At 64.7% G+C, this 17,476-nt stretch carries 15 protein-coding genes; 5 read left to right on the top strand and 10 right to left on the bottom strand.

Going from position 1 to position 17,476, the window contains the following annotated elements; all coding sequences use genetic code 11:
• Nucleotides 1-43: 43 nt before the first annotated feature.
• Nucleotides 44-595, top strand: coding sequence for a cytochrome b (locus tag ABIC32_RS12550; RefSeq protein WP_137721589.1), 552 nt, complete (start codon nt 44-46; stop codon nt 593-595).
• Nucleotides 592-1,509 carry an L-threonylcarbamoyladenylate synthase gene (locus ABIC32_RS12545; RefSeq protein WP_354074397.1) on the top strand — a complete coding sequence of 306 codons (918 nt, stop codon included), beginning with the start codon at nt 592-594 and terminating at the stop codon, nt 1,507-1,509. The genes ABIC32_RS12550 and ABIC32_RS12545 overlap by 4 nt, the downstream gene beginning before the upstream one ends.
• On the opposite strand, the gene ABIC32_RS12540 is transcribed toward ABIC32_RS12545, so the two are convergent.
• The 7 genes from ABIC32_RS12540 to metC all read right to left on the bottom strand — a co-directional run bounded on the left by ABIC32_RS12540 (nt 1,506) and on the right by metC (nt 10,414).
• Complete coding sequence (locus ABIC32_RS12540) at nt 1,506-2,573, bottom strand: patatin-like phospholipase family protein (protein WP_354074396.1); 1,068 nt, start codon at nt 2,571-2,573, stop codon at nt 1,506-1,508. The two genes, ABIC32_RS12545 and ABIC32_RS12540, sit on opposite strands and share 4 nt — an antisense overlap.
• 18 nt (nt 2,574-2,591) lie before the next feature.
• Nucleotides 2,592-3,434 carry a 3-hydroxybutyrate dehydrogenase gene (locus ABIC32_RS12535; RefSeq protein ID WP_354074395.1) on the bottom strand — a complete coding sequence of 281 codons (843 nt, stop codon included), beginning with the start codon at nt 3,432-3,434 and terminating at the stop codon, nt 2,592-2,594.
• A 53-nt stretch (nt 3,435-3,487) separates the two neighbouring features.
• A complete protein-coding gene (gene yaaA, locus ABIC32_RS12530) occupies nt 3,488-4,258 on the bottom strand; it encodes a peroxide stress protein YaaA (RefSeq protein WP_354074394.1) in 771 nt (256 codons plus the stop codon).
• Nucleotides 4,259-4,342: 84 nt separating this feature from the next.
• Nucleotides 4,343-5,755 carry an FAD-binding oxidoreductase gene (locus tag ABIC32_RS12525; protein ID WP_199060311.1) on the bottom strand — a complete coding sequence of 471 codons (1,413 nt, stop codon included), beginning with the start codon at nt 5,753-5,755 and terminating at the stop codon, nt 4,343-4,345.
• Between the two features lie 48 nt (nt 5,756-5,803).
• Nucleotides 5,804-7,891 carry a DNA topoisomerase IV subunit B gene (locus ABIC32_RS12520; RefSeq protein ID WP_354074393.1) on the bottom strand — a complete coding sequence of 696 codons (2,088 nt, stop codon included), beginning with the start codon at nt 7,889-7,891 and terminating at the stop codon, nt 5,804-5,806.
• Nucleotides 7,866-9,212 (bottom strand): O-antigen ligase family protein, encoded by a 1,347-nt coding sequence (locus tag ABIC32_RS12515; protein ID WP_354074392.1) that lies wholly within the window; start codon nt 9,210-9,212, stop codon nt 7,866-7,868. The genes ABIC32_RS12520 and ABIC32_RS12515 overlap by 26 nt, the downstream gene beginning before the upstream one ends.
• Nucleotides 9,213-9,235: 23 nt before the next feature.
• Complete coding sequence (gene metC, locus ABIC32_RS12510) at nt 9,236-10,414, bottom strand: cystathionine beta-lyase (protein WP_354074391.1); 1,179 nt, start codon at nt 10,412-10,414, stop codon at nt 9,236-9,238.
• Nucleotides 10,415-10,518: 104 nt separating this feature from the next.
• Here metC and ABIC32_RS12505 point away from each other — a divergent pair, with 104 nt between their 5' ends.
• Complete coding sequence (locus ABIC32_RS12505) at nt 10,519-11,586, top strand: amino acid ABC transporter substrate-binding protein (RefSeq protein ID WP_354074390.1); 1,068 nt, start codon at nt 10,519-10,521, stop codon at nt 11,584-11,586.
• Between the two features lie 33 nt (nt 11,587-11,619).
• Nucleotides 11,620-12,942: a dicarboxylate/amino acid:cation symporter gene (locus ABIC32_RS12500; RefSeq protein WP_066628371.1), complete on the top strand. Its 1,323-nt coding sequence runs from the start codon at nt 11,620-11,622 to the stop codon at nt 12,940-12,942.
• A 2-nt stretch (nt 12,943-12,944) separates the two neighbouring features.
• Here the strand turns inward: ABIC32_RS12500 and sseA are convergent, their stop codons facing one another.
• From sseA to ABIC32_RS12485, 3 genes are read right to left on the bottom strand one after another with little or no spacing between them, the layout of a single operon-like run.
• Nucleotides 12,945-13,769, bottom strand: coding sequence for a 3-mercaptopyruvate sulfurtransferase (gene sseA, locus ABIC32_RS12495; RefSeq protein WP_307511216.1), 825 nt, complete (start codon nt 13,767-13,769; stop codon nt 12,945-12,947).
• A complete protein-coding gene (locus ABIC32_RS12490) occupies nt 13,766-14,986 on the bottom strand; it encodes a class I SAM-dependent methyltransferase (protein ID WP_354074389.1) in 1,221 nt (406 codons plus the stop codon). The genes sseA and ABIC32_RS12490 overlap by 4 nt, the downstream gene beginning before the upstream one ends.
• Before the next feature lie 33 nt (nt 14,987-15,019).
• Nucleotides 15,020-16,477, bottom strand: coding sequence for a cryptochrome/photolyase family protein (locus tag ABIC32_RS12485; RefSeq protein WP_354074388.1), 1,458 nt, complete (start codon nt 16,475-16,477; stop codon nt 15,020-15,022).
• A 111-nt stretch (nt 16,478-16,588) separates the two neighbouring features.
• Here ABIC32_RS12485 and kdsA point away from each other — a divergent pair, with 111 nt between their 5' ends.
• Nucleotides 16,589-17,467, top strand: a complete 879-nt coding sequence (gene kdsA / locus ABIC32_RS12480) for a 3-deoxy-8-phosphooctulonate synthase (RefSeq protein WP_307511221.1) — start codon at nt 16,589-16,591, stop codon at nt 17,465-17,467.
• Nucleotides 17,468-17,476 lie beyond the last annotated feature (9 nt).

Below are 17,476 nucleotides of genomic sequence, written 5' to 3'. Positions count from 1 at the left end.
GGCTGAATGCATGGTGACGCCGTGCCGTCGCGGAAGGGAAGACATGGGCGAGCCCCGCAATCGATATTCGGTCGTTTCCCTGCTGATGCATTGGGGCATCGCCGCCGCCGTTCTGGCGCAGGTGCTGCTGATCACCGCGCATGAGAATACGGAAGGGCCGATTTCGGGCCAGTTCGTCATGCTGCACAAGTCGCTGGGTCTGACGATCCTGGTGCTGACCCTTGCGCGGATCGGATGGCGCCTGGCGCATCCGGCGATTCCTTTGCCGTCGGCCTTGCCGCGCTGGCAGAAGGTGGCGGCGCGCGCGACGCACGTCCTGTTCTATCTGGCCCTGATCGTCATTCCGATGACCGGTTGGCTCGCATCATCGGCCGGCGGGCGGGCGATCGAGTGGTTCGGCCTCTTCTCCTGGCCCCTCTTGCCCGTCGGCGGCGGGCGCGAAACGGCGCGCAGCCTGATGGGGCTGCACGAACTGGCGGTGAAGGGTCTCTATGTCTTGATCGCCCTGCATGTGATCGCGGCGCTCAAGCATCAGTTCATTGATCGGGACAATGTGCTGCACCGGATGATCCCGATCATCCCGCGCCGACCGTGAGCCAAACGCCGCTGCAAGCCGCTCGGGCGCTGGCGAACGGCGATCTGATCCTGCTGCCGACCGAGACCGTTTACGGACTGGGCGCCGACGCCAGCAATGCCGAGGCGGTCGCCGCCATCTTCGCCGCAAAAGGACGGCCGAAGTTCAATCCGCTAATTTCCCATGTCGTGGATGTCGATGCGGCGGCCAAGATTGGCGAGCTTGGTCCGCTCGGACTTGCCCTGGCGGATGCCTTCTGGCCCGGACCCCTCACCCTGATCACGCCAATCCTGGACACGCGCAGGGTCTGCGACTTGTCGCGCGCCGGATTGGACAGCGTCGCGATCCGCGTTCCGGCGCATCCGGTGGCGAGGGAAGTGTTGGCGGCGTTCGGCGGCCCTGTCGTAGCCCCCTCGGCCAATCGTTCCGGCCGACCGAGCCCGACGACCTTCACGGATGCTGTCGAGGAGACGGGCTTTGCGGTCTCAGCGGCTGTCGATGGCGGGCCTTGCCAGGTCGGTCTGGAAAGCACGGTCGTGTCGGTGCTGGGGGGACGGGTCGCCCTGCTGCGTCCCGGCGCCATCACCCGATCCGAGATCGAGGCGGTCGTTGGTCCCATTGAAGAAGGAGTAGAGGGGCATCGTTCGCCCGGGCGACTGACCCTGCACTATGCACCGGATGCTCCGGTTCGCATCGAGGCCGGCGCTGCGCGTGACGGCGAGATCCTGCTCGGCTTTGGCCCTGACGCCGGTGAGCTGCGCTGGAGTCTGAGCCCGTCGGGCGACCTGCGCGAAGCCGCCGCCAATCTGTTCCGACTGCTGCGCGAGGCCGACCGCACACGGCCGACGGGTATCGCCGTGTCGCCGATTCCGACGATGGGACTGGGTGAAGCCATCAACGACCGTCTGCGCCGCGCCGCAGGCTTCGTCGGCTAGCCGAAGCGGGCTTGAAGATCGACGCTGGACTGGCGTCCGACGCTGCCCAGGCACGCGTTCAACCAATCGTCGGCGGCCGCACGTCCCCGCGCCTTCAGGTCGTTGAGGAAACCCCATTCGGTGTTGAACTTGGATCGCAGCGACAGGTCCGAGAGCCAGCCGTCCGCCTCAATGGCGTGCAGTCGGACGTGCCGATAAGGCCCGGCGCCGCCGCCTTTCAACTGCCCATGTTCGATCAGTTCACCCGCCAGGGCGATGGCGCGCAGTGCGGCGACCAGCGGCGCGTTGAAGACGATCTCGTTCAGCCGATCGACGATGTCGCCTGCGCTTTTAGGCGTCTCGTCGCGCACCATCGGATTGAGTGTGATCAACAGCACGTCGTCCGGCGTGTCATCTCCGGTCAACGGCCACAGCGGCGGATTGGTCAGATAGCCGCCGTCCCAATAGGGCTCCCCGTCGATCTCTACGGCTTGAAACAGATGAGGCAGGCAGGCCGACGCCATCAGGACATCGGCGTTGATCTCATTCGTCTGGAAGATGCGCGGTTTCGCCTGGCGCACAGCGGTGGCGGCGACGAAAAGCCGGATGTCCGAGGCCTGAACGGCGCCGAAATCGACCGAGGCCTGCAAAACTCGTTTGAGAGGATTGTGGTTCAGCGGATTGAATTCATACGGGCTCATCGACATTGCCAGCGTCTCGCCCGCGCGCCACAATGGGCTATCCTTGATCCAGTCCGGCGTCCGCGCCGTATTCCAGAGCGCACTGTCTCCAAAGACGTTGCGACCGCCGGACTGGTTCACCTCTCGCCAGAGCTTGTCCAACGCGGCGTGGCCATCCCCTGACGCTAGGCCCGACACCAAGGCCGTGCCGTTCATCGCTCCCGCTGAGACGCCGGACACCGCGCGAATATCCAGACGATCGTCTTCCAACAGACGATCCAGCACGCCCCATTGAAACGCGCCGTGTGCGCCGCCGCCCTGAAGTGCAAGGCAGATGGGACGTCGGGCGGGAGAGGCGGGAACGGAGCCCGCCGCCTCGGCGGTCTTGCGCTTAAAAATCGCCATGACCGCCGCCTTCCTTTGCTATTGCGCGGTCCAGCCGCCGTCGATGGAGAAGCTGGCCCCGTTGGCCGAGGCGCCGAGGTCGCTGACCAGGTAGAGGAAGATGCCGGTGAGTTCCTCCGTTGTGACGAACCGCTTTGTGGGCTGGGCCGCCAGGATCACGTCCGTCAGCACCTGCTCCTCGGTCATGTTTCGCGTGCGCGCCTGATCCGCGATCTGTTTGGTCACGATCGGCGTCTCGACAAAGCCGGGGCAGATGGCGTTGCAGGTGATGTTGTCGCGCGCCAGTTCCAGCGCTGCGGTCTTGGTGAAGCCGATGACGCCGTGCTTTGCCGCGACATAGGCGGACTTGAACGGACTGGCCACCAGACCGTGCGCTGAGGCCATGTTGATGATCCGGCCGCGCCCCTGCGCCTTCATGATCGGGATCGCCGCGCGCGTGGTGTAAAAGGTCGACGACAGGTTGATGGCGATGATCTTCTCCCACTGATCGGTGGGGAAGTTCTCGACGGATTCGACGTGCTGGATGCCGGCGTTGTTGACCAGAATGTCCAGGCGTCCCAGTTCGCGTTGAGCGAAGGCGATCATGTCGGCGATCTCCTCGCTGCGCGTCATGTCCGCCGGATGATAGAGGATGCGACAGCCGGATGAGGCCTCCAGATCGGCGCGGGTGCGCTCGATATCCGCGGGGTCGCCCAAGCCGTTCAGAACGACTTCACCGCCGCCTGCCGCCACGGCGCGCGCGAGAGCCAGCCCGATGCCAGAGGTCGAGCCCGTGATGACCGCGACCTGCCCTTTCAGATCGCCGATACCGCGTGCCGCCCGACTGTCGGCGCCCGTGGAGTCCTTAGGCTCTTGCGACATGAATCCGCCCCTTCGTTTGTTTTGGCGAGATTAGCGGGAGGTCGATGTCGGGATCAAGAATTTCCCGATCTGATGAATATCCACTCGGCGTCGGTCGAGGCGGCCTTGTCGAACGCATAACCGTCCCGGTCAAAAGCCTTCAGATCCGCGACCCGTTCCACGCGCTCGTCGATCGCGAACCGCGCCATGGCCCCGCGCGCCTTCTTGGCGAAGAAAGAGATGATGCGGCTCTCGCCGTTCTTCTCTTCCCGGAACTGGGGCGTGACGACAGGCAGTTTCAGAGCCTTTGCATCGACGGCCCCGAAATATTCCTGGCTGGCCAGATTCACCAGCGTCGGATCCGACTGGCCCTCGGCGTCTTCGTTCAATTGTTTGGAAATCCGGTCGCCCCAGAAGTCGTACAGGCTGGCCCCGCGACGCGTCTTCAGCCGCGTGCCCATCTCCAGGCGATAGGGCTGGATCCGGTCCAATGGACGCAGCAGGCCATAAAAGCCGGACAGAATGCGCAAATGATCCTGGGCGAACGCCAGGGCCTCGGCGTCCAGTTCGCGCGCTCGCAAGCCCTCATACACATCGCCGGCAAAGGCGAAGGCCGCCTGAACACCCTCGGTCGATTCAGGATCGAAAGCCTTGAAGCGCGCGGCGTTCAGGGCCGCCAGATCGTCGGAAATCCCCATCAGCCGGCGCAGGTCCGCCTTGGTTTGGCGCTTGGCGGTCTTGGACAGGCTGGCTGTATCTTCGAGGAACCGCCGGTCCGTCGCCGGAATGGCCGCATCGGCTTCGGTGAAATCGAGGCGCTTGGCCGGGGAAAGAACAATCAGCAAGACGCGGCTCCGTAATGTCGCCGCCCACATAGGGTGCTTCGATGACGATTTGAACCGGCTGCGACGCTGCGGCGTCGAGGGTCGCTAGAACAAAACGGCTGGGTTCATGATCCGCTTGGGGTCGATGGCGCGGCGGATGGCGGCCATGGTTTCGATCTCGAGCGGGGACTTGTAGCGCTTGACCTCTTCGGTCTTCAGCCGACCCAACCCGTGTTCGGCGGAGATGGAGCCGTCGTAGGTTCCGACAACGTCGTGAACCACTTGCGAGCCTTCCTTCCAGCGGGCGATGAAGGCGGGGATGTCCTGACCGACGCCCGGCAGGATGTCGTAGTGCAGATTGCCGTCGCCGACATGGCCGAAGACCGAGATACGGGCGCCGGGGTGGAAGCGTTCCACGGCGGCCGACGCTTCGTCGATGAATTCGGCGATGCGGCTGATGGGCACGGAGACGTCGTGTTTCCAGCCGCCGCCCTCGGGCTTGAGCGCCGCCGAATGTTCTTCGCGCAGACGCCAAAAAGCGGTGCGCTGGGCGTCGTTCTGGGCGATGGCGGCGTCAGTGATCAGGCCTTCCTCGAAAGCGACCTCCAGCAGGGCCTCCATCTGGGCCTCGGCTCCACCCGGGGTGCCCGAGGCGATCTCGATCAGGACATACCAGTCGGGCGTCGAATCCAGCGGCTCGCGTGTGTCGGGAATGTTCTTCAGCACCAGTTCCATGCCGAGGCGCTTCATCAGTTCGAAGGCCTCCACCCCGCCGCCCGTCTCGGCCTTAGCGCGGGCGAGCAGTTCGACCGAGGCGGCGGCTGTTTCCAGCCCGACCACCGCGACGGCGCGCGAGCGCATGATGGGGAAGAGTTTCAGGGTGGCGGCGGTGACAACGCCCAGCGTGCCCTCGGCGCCGATCAGCAGCTGTTTCAGATCGTATCCGGTGTTGTCCTTACGCAGCCGCTTCAGGCCCCGGAAGATTTCGCCGTTCGGCATGACCGCTTCGAGGCCCAGCACCAGGTCGCGCATCATGCCGTAACGCAGCACCTGGGTGCCCCCGGCGTTGGTGGAGATGACGCCGCCGATGGTGGCAGAGCCTTCGGCCGCCAGACTGAGCGGAAAATAGCGGCCGGCTGCCGTCGCCGCCTGCTGCGCCTCCAGCAGGGTCAGGCCGGCTTCGACCGTCATGGCGTCGTCAAGCGGAGTCACATCGCGGACGGCGCGCATCTTGCGGGTCGACAGCAGGACCTCGCCGAAGGGGATCTGGCCGCCGACCAAGCCGGTGCCGCCGCCTTGGGGCGTGATGGCGACGCCCTCTCGAGCGCAGATCGTCACAGCGCGCGCAACCTCTTCCGTCGAACGCGGGGTCAACAGGATCGCCGTATTGCCCGTCCAGCGATTGCGCCATTCGGTCAGATGCGGCGCGATGACATCAGGATCCTGGGTCCAGCCGCCCGGACCGAGCGCGGCCTTCAGTTCGTCAAGCACGGTGGCGGAGGGGGCGGGCGTCTGCATGCCCCCTTTTGTCAGGGGTCGCCTTGCGTTGGAAGGGCGGCGAGGCCCCTAGACGTCGAGTTCTTCTTTCACGAACTGAGCGTTTTCCTGAATGAACTGGAAGCGCGCGTCGGCGCGCTTGCCCATCAGGCGTTCGACTAGGTCTTCGATGCTGGCCTCGGCGTCGGGCACCGTAATGCGGGCCAGGGTGCGCTTCTTCGGATCCATGGTGGTCTCCTTGAGCTGGGAGGCCATCATTTCGCCGAGACCCTTGAACCGGCCGATCTCGGTCTTCTTGCCCTTGAAGACTGTGGCCAGCAGTTCGTCCCGGTGGGCGTCGTCGCGGGCGTATTCGCTCAAAGGGCCGGCGCTGATGCGGTAGAGCGGCGGAAGAGCCATGAACACCCGGCCCTGACGGATCGTCTCGGGCATGACGCGGTAGAAGAAGGTGATCAGCAGGGCCGCGATGTGGGCACCGTCTACGTCGGCGTCGGTCATGATGACGATCCGCTCGTAGCGCAGGTCGTCGATATTGAACCGGTTGCCGGGCTGGACGCCCAAGGCCAGGGCTAGGTCGGACAGTTCGACATTGGCGCGCAGCTTGTCGGCCGTGGCGGACGCGACGTTCAGGATCTTGCCGCGCAGGGGCAGGATGGCCTGGGTCGTGCGGTCTCGCGCCTGTTTGGCCGAGCCGCCGGCCGAATCGCCTTCGACGATGAAGAGTTCGGTGCCCTGGGCCGACTGGCGGCTGCAGTCCGACAGCTTGCCGGGCAGGCGCAGCTTGCGGGTGGCGGCGGCGCGCTGAACCTCCTTGTCTTTACGGCGACGTAGCCGATCCTCGGCGCGATCGACAACGAAGCCGAGTAGGGCGTTGGCCTGTTTGGGGCTCTCGGTCAGCCAGTGGTCCAGCGGGTCGCGCAGCAGCTGCTCCACGATGCGCGCACCCTCGGGCGAGGACAGACGGTCCTTGGTCTGGCCCTGGAATTCGGGATTGCGGATGAAGACGCTGATCAGGGCGCCGGCGTTGGCGATGACGTCCTCGGCCGTGATGATCGCGGCGCGCTTCTCGTTGGTCAGTTCACCGTAGGATTTCAGCCCCTTGACCAGGGCGGCCCGGAAGCCGGCCTCGTGCGTGCCGCCATCGGGCGTGGACACGGTGTTGCAGTAGGACTGGATGAAGCCGTCCGATTCACCAAAGCCGATCGGCGACCAGGTGACGGCCCATTCGAAGGCGCCCGCTTCGCCTTGGCGCTCGGCGCGGCCGGCGAAGGTCGGGGTGACGGTTTCCAACTGACCGATACGGTCGATCAGGGCGTCGGCGAGGCCGCCGGGGAAGTGCAGACTGGCCTGCGCCGGTGTGGCGTCGGTGATCCGCTCTGGCGCGCAAGTCCAGCGAATCTCAACGCCGCGGAACAGATAGGCCTTTGACCGCGCCATGCGGAATAGACGAGCGGGCTTGAAGGCCGCGCCCATGCCGAAGATTTCGTCGTCGGGCTTGAAGCGGATCAGGGTGCCACGCTTCTTGGATGGGCCGATCTGCTGGATCGGGGCCAGGACGTGGCCGCGGCTGAAGGCCTGTTTCCATTCGAAACCGTCGCGCCAGACCGTGACCTCGACGCTTTCGCTCAGGGCGTTGACGACCGAGACGCCGACGCCGTGCAAACCGCCAGAGGTTTCATAGGCTTTGCCGGAAAACTTGCCGCCGGAGTGGAGGACGGTCATGACGACTTCCAGCGCAGACTTGCCGGGATGTTTGGGGTGAGGATCGACCGGGATGCCGCGACCGTCATCGCGCACCGACAGATAGCCGTCGGCGTCCAGATCGACGGTGATCAGCTTGGCGTGCTTCGCCACCGCCTCGTCCATGGCGTTGTCCAAGACTTCGGCGAACAGGTGGTGCAGAGCGCGCTCGTCGGTGCCGCCAATATACATGCCGGGGCGTTTGCGAACGGGTTCAAGCCCTTCCAGCACCTCAATGGATGAGGCGGAATAGCCGGTGGCGGCCGCCGTCGTCGTCGCTGTGGCCTGAACAGGTGGCGGCGCGGGGGTTGGGGCGATAATGGGCGCAGCCGCAGGCGGGGTCACCGCAACAGGCTTGGGCGGCTCGGGTTTGCGAGCTTCGGGTTCGTCGTCAAAAGCGAAGAGGTCTGCGGCCATTCACATAGTCTGAGGCGATTCGGGACCGGGTCTGGTAGGCCCGTGAGGCCGGTCGAGCAAGCGGCGCACGAACCGGGGCCGGATCAAAGGTCACGGCGCGGGCCATAATCGCCAACATCAGGATCCACGGCAGGTTAGCGTGGGTCAGCAGGACGCTCTCTGACAGGCTCAAAGCGGTGAAGGCGGATAGATAGGCGATGCTCCAATAGCCTTCGCGCGCACCGAGCCCGTTCGTGCGCGCGATGACGAAGATCGCAGAGAGCGCCATGATGGCGCCTACCGCCACCGCACCGGGCCAGCCCAGTTGCACGAGCAGATCGATCCAGCCGTTGTGGGCGGAGGGGACGGGCCATTGGGTCTCGATGCGGATTTCGCGCGCAGGGATCGAGTCCACGCCCCAGAAGGCGCTGAAGCCATATCCCGTCCAGGGGCGTTCGGCGACTTTTCGCATCAAGGCTTCCCAGATCAAGGTGCGGCCTGTCAGCGACGGGTCCTTGCCCAGCGCCTCGAGGATTGCGGCGGAGTCGGAATTCCACAGCCAGGTCGCGCCCGCCGCAATGATGACGGCAAGCCAGATGCCGATGACGGTGATGACCGCGCCGCCTTGTTTCAACGCCCACCACCCACCGATCATGCCTAGGCCCAGGCCCCAGCATAGAAGCGATGTCTTGGATTGGGTGGCGAGCACCAGGAGCGTGGTCAGGCCCAATGTCAGCAGGCAAATCCAGAACCGATGGCTGCGTCCGGCGATATGATCGGCGGCCAGGGTCGCTGCGGCGGAGACGGCGCCCACCACCATGACCAGCCCCATCTGGTTCTTCTCGTACCAGAGGCCGCGCCACAGGCCGGCGTTGTCGAACTGGTGCACACCGACCTTCGGATAGCCGAACACCATGATCAGGCTGCCGACCGCCATCACCAGACAGGTGTACATCAGCACGCGCGGCAGGGCGTCGTCTCGGAACCGGGCGCCCAGATAGATGGCGAAGGCGCTGTTGATCGCCATGGCGATGACGCGGCGTTCAGTGACCTCGGGGTCGATGGACCAGTATTTCGAGACGAAACACAGGGCGACCAGGGCGAACATCATCAGCCATGCGGGCCAGGCGCGGATGACCTTGTCGAAGCGAAAGACGATCAGGCCGGCGATGACGGCATAGACCGGCAACCAGATGAACCGCAGGATCGGCGTTTCGACCTGGGTCGGCGCGATCACGGGCGCGATAAGGGCGCCGGTCAGCATGAAGACGACGAAGCCGGCCGCCCACTGTTCCCACAGCGGCGGCGAATCATCCGGGGTCTGAACGGGCGGTTCGCGCACGGGCGCACAGTCCTTTGCGGCGCTTAAGGAACCGTGAGCGCGGCGGTGAAGGCGGCGAGACCTCGTTCCAGATCGGCGATCAGTTCTGAGGGGTCTTCCAAACCGACATGCAGTCGGATCAGTTCGCCCTCAAGCACGGGCGGATGGCAGCGGTAGTCCATCTGATGGGTCTCGTGGGTGATCAGGCTTTCGAACCCGCCCCAAGAATAGCCGAGGCCGAACAGGGTCAGGGCGTTCAGCAACGCCTCGCCCGCCGCCTTGTCGCCGCCCTTCATGACCACGCCCATCAGAGATGCCGCGCCGGTGAAATCTCGCCGCCACACGTCATGGCCGATCGAGCCGGGCAGGGGCGGGTAGAGGACGCGGGAAACCTCTGGCCGAGCTTGCAGCCATTCCGCCACGATCAAGCCTGACCGCGCCTGTTCGGCATAGCGCAGCGGCAAGGTCCGCAGGCCGCGCAGCGCCAGCCAGGCGTCGTCGGGCGATACATGCCAGCCGAGATCCTCGATCGTGTCGCCGATAGCGCGCAGGCAGGCGGGGTTGTTTGAAGCGATACCGCCCATCAGCACGTCCGAATGGCCGCCGACATATTTGGTGACGGCCTGAACACTGACGTCCACGCCATGGGCCAGCGGGCGATAGGCCAGGCCGGCGGCCCAGGTATTATCGACCACCGTCAGGACGCCTCGTGCGCAGCAGGCCTGGGCCACGGCGGCGACATCGACCATCTCGAATGTCAGAGAGGCTGGCGACTCCATCAGCACCAGCCGCGTGCGTTCGCCGATGGCGGCCAGAACAGTCTGCGCATCTGCATCTGCGGGTAAAAAGCGGGTCGTGACGCCGCGGGTCGATTGATACCGGCTCAGGAACCGGCGCGTCGGACCATAGACGGCGTCCGTTGTGATCACCTCGTCGCCCGGTCTCAAAAGCGCCAGCAGCGGAACCGTGACGGCCGCAAGGCCCGACGGAACCAGAAAAACGTCCTTTGCCCCCTCCAGGTCAGCCAGGGCGTGGCGAAGATCGCGGGCGGCGCTGGTCCCGCTGAGGCCATAGGTCGGCCCGTCCGTCTCGTCGCGCATGACGGCCGCGCGGTCGCTCAGCATCGTCGAGGCGCGTTCGATCGGGGGATTGACGCCGCGCCGGCCCTGGCCGCGTCGCGTTGCGGCGGCGATCAGGCGGGTGCGGTCCGAAAGCGGCGACATGGCTTCTCCGATGGGTTGCGGATCGGCCCCTAAAGGCCTCTAAAGCCAGCGGGGCGCAAGCGGCGAGGGATAGGAACGCGATGCGGTGCTGGACGATCGGAGCGATGGCCGTTGTGCTGATGACGACGGCTTGCGGGCGCAAGGACGCCAGCCCTGCGCCGGAAACCAGCCCCGCAACGCCCGCTCAAGCGTCTTCGACGGCGGTCGCGAAAAGCCCGACGCTGGCCGCCATCAAACGCCGGAGTCGCCTGAATTGCGGTGTGCACCAAGGATTGGTCGGCTTCGCCTACACCGACAATCGCGGCCAGTGGCGCGGCTTCGACGTGGACTTCTGTCGCGCGACGGCGGCGGCGGTGCTGGGCGATGCCGATGCGGTGCGGTTCGTGCCTCTGTCGGCGTCGGATCGCTTCACGGCGCTGAACGACGGCCGGATCGATGTGCTTTGGCGCAACTCGTCGTGGACCATGAGCCGCGACGCGGGCGAAGGCTTCGTGTTCGCCGGGATCAACTATTACGACGGCCAGGGCTTTCTGGTCCGGCGTTCGCTGAACCTGAACAGCGCCACCGAACTGACAGGCGCGCGGGTGTGCGTTCAGTCGGGCTCGACATCTCAGGCCAACGCCGCCGACTATTTCCGGTCTCGCGGAATCGAATATCGGCCCGTCGTGTTCGAGACGGAGGAAGCGGCGCGCGACGCCTATGGCCGTGAAGATTGCGACGCCTTCAGCGCCGACATCTCTGCGCTAGCCGCCGCGCGGACTGTGCTGACCAATCCCAACGAACATGTGATCCTGTCCGATGTCGCGTCCAAGGAGCCGCTGGGCCCAGTGGTCAAGGCAGGCGACGAACGCTGGGCCTCGACCGTGCGCTGGACCCTGAACGCCCTTATGCTGGCCGAGGAACTCGGGGTTACAAAGGCCAATGCCGAGGATCAGTTCAAGACCACGACGGACCCGCGCATCAGACGTCTCTTGGGCGCCGAAGGCGAGTTCGGTCCCATGCTGGGGCTGTCCGACGGTTGGGCCAAGGACGCGATCGAAGCCGTCGGGAACTATGGCGAGATTTTCGAGCGTAATCTGGGGTCGCAATCGGCGCTCGACCTGGCGCGCGGTTTGAACGCACAATGGAACGCGCGCCCGGCCGGCTTGATCTATGGCCTGCCGATCCGATAAGCGCCGACGCTTGCATCGCTTCCTGGGGGACAGATGACCGAGACGAAACGCGGCGGCCTTGCGCTGCACTGGCTGATGTTGATCGGTTTCGCGGTCGGTCTGATCGGGGGATTGCTGGTCAATCTGACGCTGGGAGCGGATACGGCCTGGGTGGTCTGGCTGACGGACAACGTCACCGGACCGCTGGGCCAGATCTTCCTGCGCCTGCTGTTCATGATGGTGATCCCGCTGCTGTTCTCGGCCCTGGTCGTCGGGGTGGCCGAGATGGGCGATCTCAGCTCGCTGGGACGGGCGGGAATCAAGACCCTGTTGTTGACCATTCTGGTGTCCAGCATCGCTGTGGTGATCGGCCTGGTGATGGTCAATGTGTTCCAGCCCGGAAGGGGCGTGGACCCAGTCCTCGCTCAGCAACTGCTGGACCAGGGACGTGACGGCGCGGCCGGTATCGTCAGCGGCGCGCCCGAAACCATCCAGCTGGGTGATTTCTTCCTGGATCTGATTCCGTCGAACGTCTTCACCGCGGCATCCGAAAACCAAATCCTGCCGGTGATGGTGTTCGCTCTGTTCTTCGGCATCGGCCTGGTGATGGCCAAGTCGCCTGCGACCGACCGCTTGCAGCAGGTCATCGAGGGCATGTTCGAAGTCACGATGAAGCTGATCAACCTCTTCATCAAACTGGCCCCCATCGCCATCGCCTGCTTGATGTTCAACCTGGCGGCCCTGTTCGGCTGGGACCTTCTGGTGCGCCTCGCGGCCTATGTCGGCGTCGCGGTGGGCGCGATGGCGATCCACATGTTCGTCGTCTATCCGCTGGTGATCTGGATCCTTGGCGGCCGGTCGCCGATCGCCTTCTTCAAGGGCGTGCGCGAGCCGATGGTGGTGGCCTTCTCGACGGCTTCATCCAACGCGTCTCTGCCGGTGTCGCTGAAGGCGGCCGAGCAGGAGCTGAAGCTGCCGCGCAAGATCGCCCGCTTCGTCCTGACGGTCGGCGCCACCGCCAACCAGAACGGCACGGCGCTGTTTGAAGGCGTGACGGTGCTGTTTCTGGCTCAGTTCTTCGGCATCGACCTGACGATCACGCAGCAGATCATCGTCATGCTGGTCTGCATCCTTGGCGGTATCGGTACAGCGGGCGTGCCGGCCGGTTCGCTGCCGGTCGTGGCGATGATCCTAGTGATGGTGAAGGTACCGCCGGAGGGCATCGGCCTGATCCTGGGCGTGGATCGCTTCCTGGACATGTGCCGCACGACGCTGAATGTCACGGGCGACCTGGTTCTAGCGACTGTCGTTTCGCGCGGTGAGGAAGACGAACCGATCGACGCCGACGATGTCGTCCCCGTGGCGCCGCCGGCCTGATCTCAGCCGGTTTCGACGGGGGTGTCCGTTCGGGCGCCCCATTCAGCCCAGGAACCGTCATAAAGCCGCGACGGACGACCGAGTTCGGCTAAGCCCAGCGTCAATATCGCGGCGGTCACTCCGGATCCGCAGGTCGTGATGATAGGTCGGTTGATATCCACGCCGGCGTCCGCAAAGGCCTGCTCCAAAGCTGAGCCACGCTTCATCGTGCCGTCGTTGCTTAGCAATCGGCCGTAGGGGAGGTTGCGTGCGCCGGGCATATGGCCGCTGCGAACACCGGCGCGAGGTTCGGGCGCCGCGCCATTGAAACGTGGTGCGCCGCGCGCATCCACGACCTGGGCGTCCTGGGCCAAGGCCGCGCGCACGTTATCCAACGAGGCGACAGCATCGGGCGCCATCTTGGCATGGAAGTCCTTGGCATCTGCGACTGAAGGCCCGGAGACGGTTGGCAGGCCGTCGTCACGCCAGCGCGGCAGGCCGCCGTCGAGCACCTGAACCCTCGTCGCGCCCATAGTCTTCAGCATCCACCAGACGCGCGCCGCCGAGAACAATCCGGCTGTATCATAGACGACGATCTGGTCATCGACGGAGAGGCCCAGGGTCCCGACCGCCGCCCCAAAGGCCTCTGGCGTCGGCATCATGTGGGGCAAAGCGCTGTCGCGATCCGATATCGCGTCCAGATCGAAGAAGACTGCCCTAGGGATATGGGTCTGTTCGAAGTCGGCGCGTGCGTCGCGGCCGTCCAGATGCCAACTGCCATCGACGATCCGCAAATCCGGCGCGCCCAATCGCGCGGCAAGGTTCGTTGTCGAAATCAGCGGGCTCATAGGCGAGACAGGCTCAGTTGGATGACGTCGGTGCGGCGAGAGCGGAAACCGGCCTCGCAATAGGCCAGATAAAAGTTCCAGAGCCGGCGGAATCTTTCGTCAAAGCCGGAAAGCTTGCTGATCTCGCCCCAGGATGCCTGGAAACGCTCATCCCAAAGCTTGAGCGTCGCAGCGTAGTCGAGGCCGAACCGTTCCACCGACTGCCATGACAGTCCGGCTTTCGACACGACCGGCGCCAGCCGGTCTTCGGAGGGCAGCATTCCGCCGGGGAAGACGTACTTCTGGATGAAATCCGTCCGGGCATTGTATTCGTCGAACAGGTCATCTTGGATCGTGATGATCTGCAGTCCGGCCTTGCCGCCAGGTTGAAGCACGTCGTGGACCTTGCCGAAGTAGGCGGGCCAGTACTCCATACCCACAGCCTCGAACATCTCGATGGACGCCACCCGATCAAATCGACCCTGCACATCGCGGTAGTCGATCAGCTGAATATCGGCGCGGTCGCTCAGACCCGCGTTGAACATGCGCTGGCGAGCGAAATCATGCTGCTCTTTGGAAATCGTGATCCCGGTGACCTTGGCGCCGATCTCGCGCGCCGCGAACTCGGCAAAGCCGCCCCAGCCGCAGCCGATTTCCAGCACTGACATGCCCGGCCGAAGATCCATCATTCGGGCCAAGGCGGCGTATTTCTCACGCTGCGCCGTCTCCAGAGCCTCACCATCACGGCTGAAGCGAGCCGATGAATAGGTCATCGTGCCGTCCAGCCACTGGGAATAGAAGGCGTTGCCCAGATCGTAGTGGGCGTGGATGTTCTTCTTCGACCCGGTCTTGCTGTTGCGATTGGTGCGGTGGCTCAGCCAGTTGACCACCCACATGATCAGGTTGCCGTCGAACAGGCGCCGGATGTGATCGTAGTTGTCCACCAGGGTTTCGAGCAGACCGGCCAGGTGCGGACTGTCCCACTCGCCCGCGATATAGCCTTCGGCGAAGCCGATATCGCCGGCCGCCAGCACGCGGCGTGCGAACCGATAGTCGCGCACGGTCATCATGCCGCTGGGGCCCGGCTGCTTGCCTTGAAGCACATGGGTCTCGCCATTGGGCAACTGCACCGTCAAGCGCCCGAAGGTCCAATTGGCGGCCAGAAGTCGCAGCAACATGGCGAACACGCGCGGTGTTCGGCTGGCGACGGCTTCGATATCGGCGTGTGCGACGCTCATCTTTTGACTTTCAACGCGGAATACAGAGGGGGGTCAATCACGGTCGCTGTGGTCGTCGCCACGGCCGGAAACGGTCTTCAGGGCAGCGAGCGCCCGGGCGCGACCCTTCTCGTGTTCGACGATCGGTTTGGGGTAATCGCGCCCTAGAACGATTCCGGCGTCACGCAGCACTTCAGCGGGCGCGGTCCAGGGCGACTGTAGCCAGCGGTCCGGGAGGCGGCGAAGTTCCGGCACCCACCGGCGAACATAGCCGCCATCGGGATCGAACTTTTCTCCCTGCGTGATGGGATTGAAGATGCGGAAGAAGGGGGAGGCGTCTGCGCCAGAGCCTGCGACCCATTGCCAGTTCTGCACATTGCTGGCCCGGTCGGCGTCCACAAGCGTGTCCCAGAACCAGGCTTCGCCTTCGCGCCAGTCGATCAGCAGATGTTTGATCAGGAAGGAGGCCACGACCATCCGAACCCGATTATGCATCCACCCTGTCGTCCAGAGCTGGCGCATACCGGCGTCCACCAACGGGTATCCGGTCCGCCCCTGTCGCCATGCTTTGAGGCTCGCGTCGTCTTTGCGCCAGGGCATGGCGTCATATTCCGGACGGAACGCGCGCTCGGTGATGTAGGGAAAATGGTGCAGCAGGTGCGCCGAAAACTCGCGCCAGCTGATCTCAGCAATGAATTTGTCGGCCTCCGACTCTGACAGCTTGTTCTCCTGGGCCGCCTGTCGGGCGCGGTCAATCGCCCGCCAAGGGCTGATCTCGCCCCAGTGAAGATGTGGCGACAGGCGGCTGTTGGCGCCCTGCCGGTCGGGAAAGTCGCGATCCTTCGCATAGGTCTTCAGGCCGGATGGTATGAACCTGGACAAGGCCTGCGAGGCCCCATCCTCCCCCGGCGTCCAGTCGAATCCTTTTGACCAGTCCGGACGATGCGGGTGCAGCTTCCAACTGTCGAGGGCGTCGGATTGAACCGTTTTGGGCGTCTTTATCTGGCGCGGTCCCGTTGTGTGAGCCGGGGCCTCGGCCGTGTCCAACAGGGCTCTCAAGAACGGGGTGAAGACTTTGTACGGCTGGCCTGATCCATTCAGCACAGCGCCGGGGCGGCAGAGCAGGGCGCCGTTGAAGCCACGGCATTCGACACCGTCCGCCTTGAGCGTATGGGCGATCTCGGCGTCGTGCTCAAACGCCTCGGGTTCGAACAGGCGGTTCATGAAGACGGTGTCGGCATCGGTTTCGGCGATCAGCGCCTGAAGCTGGGTCAGAGCATTGCCCTTGCGCAGAATCAGGCGCGAACCGCGATCTTGAAGCGCGGCATCCAGCGCCCTCAACGACTTGTCGAGCCACCAGCGCGACGCGGCGCCGATCGGCCGCTCGAAATGCTCGTCCAGAATATAGACGGGCAGGATGGGCCGCCCCGTCTCCGCCGCGTGGTTCAGGGCGGGATTGTCATGCAGTCGCAGATCGCGGCGAAACCACAGGATGACAGGTTTGGTGGCCACGCGGGCGAACTCCGTGATAACTTGCGCTCATCCCTTCAGAGCGCCACCTGATGGCCCAATAGCTGCGGCAAAAGCCGCCTCCACAACACCGAACGTCGAAAGAGCCGCCTCGTGAGCCGACCCAACGCTGTCATTACGTTGTCCGAAGGTCTTCGGACGCCTGTCGTCATCGGCGGCGGCGCAAGAATCGCTTTCATCGCCGGTCCTTGCCAGATGGAGAGCCGCCAGCACGCGCTGGAGACGGCACATGCCCTGAAGGAGATCGGCGAGCGGTTGAACGTCGGCATCATCTACAAGACCAGTTTCGACAAGGCGAACCGGACCAGCGCCACCGCCGCGCGAGGCATCGGTTTGAAAGACGCCATGCCGATCTTCGCCGAGATTCGCGAGGTGACCGGCCTGCCGACCCTGACAGACGTTCACTCCGAGGTTCAGTGTGGTCCGGTCGGCGAGGTCGTCGATGTACTGCAGATCCCGGCCTTCCTCAGCCGCCAGACCGACCTGCTGCTGGCCGCCGCCGCTACCGGCAAGGCGATCAACATCAAGAAGGGTCAGTTCCTGGCCCCCTGGGACATGAAAAACGTGATCGCCAAGGTAGTTGGCGCCGGCAATCCCAACGTCATGGCCTGTGAACGCGGCGCCAGCTTTGGCTACAACACTCTGGTCAGCGATATGCGGGCGCTTCCGGTGCTGCGCGAGATCGGCTGCCCTGTCGTGTTCGATGCGACCCACAGCGTTCAGCAGCCGGGCGGGCAGGGCGCGTCGTCGGGCGGTCAGCGCGAGTTCGTGCCGGTGCTGGGGCGCGCGGCGGTGGCCGTGGGCGTGGACGCGGTGTTCATGGAGACGCACCAGGATCCCGACAACGCGCCTTCGGATGGCCCAAACATGGTGCCGCTGAGCCAGTTCGAGACCCTGGCCGCCGAACTGATCGCCTTCGATGACCTGGCCATCAAGATCGGGGCCAAGGCGCCGGTGGCGCGGGCCGCCTGAATCCTCTAG

It is taken from the genome of Brevundimonas sp. 1080, assembly GCF_040545985.1.
GTDB lineage: Bacteria > Pseudomonadota > Alphaproteobacteria > Caulobacterales > Caulobacteraceae > Brevundimonas.
Note: the sequence above shows the minus strand (reverse complement) of the source record. Positions and strands in the feature narration are given on the sequence as shown.

Excerpts from the sequence above, each read along its gene's own strand:
- ABIC32_RS12525 (WP_199060311.1), bottom strand. The coding sequence starts at position 5,755 with ATGCAGACGCCCGCCCCCTCCGCCACCGTGCTTGACGAACTGAAGGCC.
- metC (WP_354074391.1), bottom strand. The coding sequence starts at position 10,414 with ATGTCGCCGCTTTCGGACCGCACCCGCCTGATCGCCGCCGCAACGCGA.
- ABIC32_RS12500 (WP_066628371.1), top strand. The coding sequence starts at position 11,620 with ATGACCGAGACGAAACGCGGCGGCCTTGCGCTGCACTGGCTGATGTTG.
- ABIC32_RS12540 (WP_354074396.1), bottom strand. The coding sequence starts at position 2,573 with ATGGCGATTTTTAAGCGCAAGACCGCCGAGGCGGCGGGCTCCGTTCCC.
- ABIC32_RS12535 (WP_354074395.1), bottom strand. The coding sequence starts at position 3,434 with ATGTCGCAAGAGCCTAAGGACTCCACGGGCGCCGACAGTCGGGCGGCA.
- sseA (WP_307511216.1), bottom strand. The coding sequence starts at position 13,769 with ATGAGCCCGCTGATTTCGACAACGAACCTTGCCGCGCGATTGGGCGCG.
- ABIC32_RS12550 (WP_137721589.1), top strand. The coding sequence starts at position 44 with ATGGGCGAGCCCCGCAATCGATATTCGGTCGTTTCCCTGCTGATGCAT.
- ABIC32_RS12520 (WP_354074393.1), bottom strand. The coding sequence starts at position 7,891 with ATGGCCGCAGACCTCTTCGCTTTTGACGACGAACCCGAAGCTCGCAAA.
- ABIC32_RS12505 (WP_354074390.1), top strand. The coding sequence starts at position 10,519 with ATGGCCGTTGTGCTGATGACGACGGCTTGCGGGCGCAAGGACGCCAGC.
- ABIC32_RS12490 (WP_354074389.1), bottom strand. The coding sequence starts at position 14,986 with ATGAGCGTCGCACACGCCGATATCGAAGCCGTCGCCAGCCGAACACCG.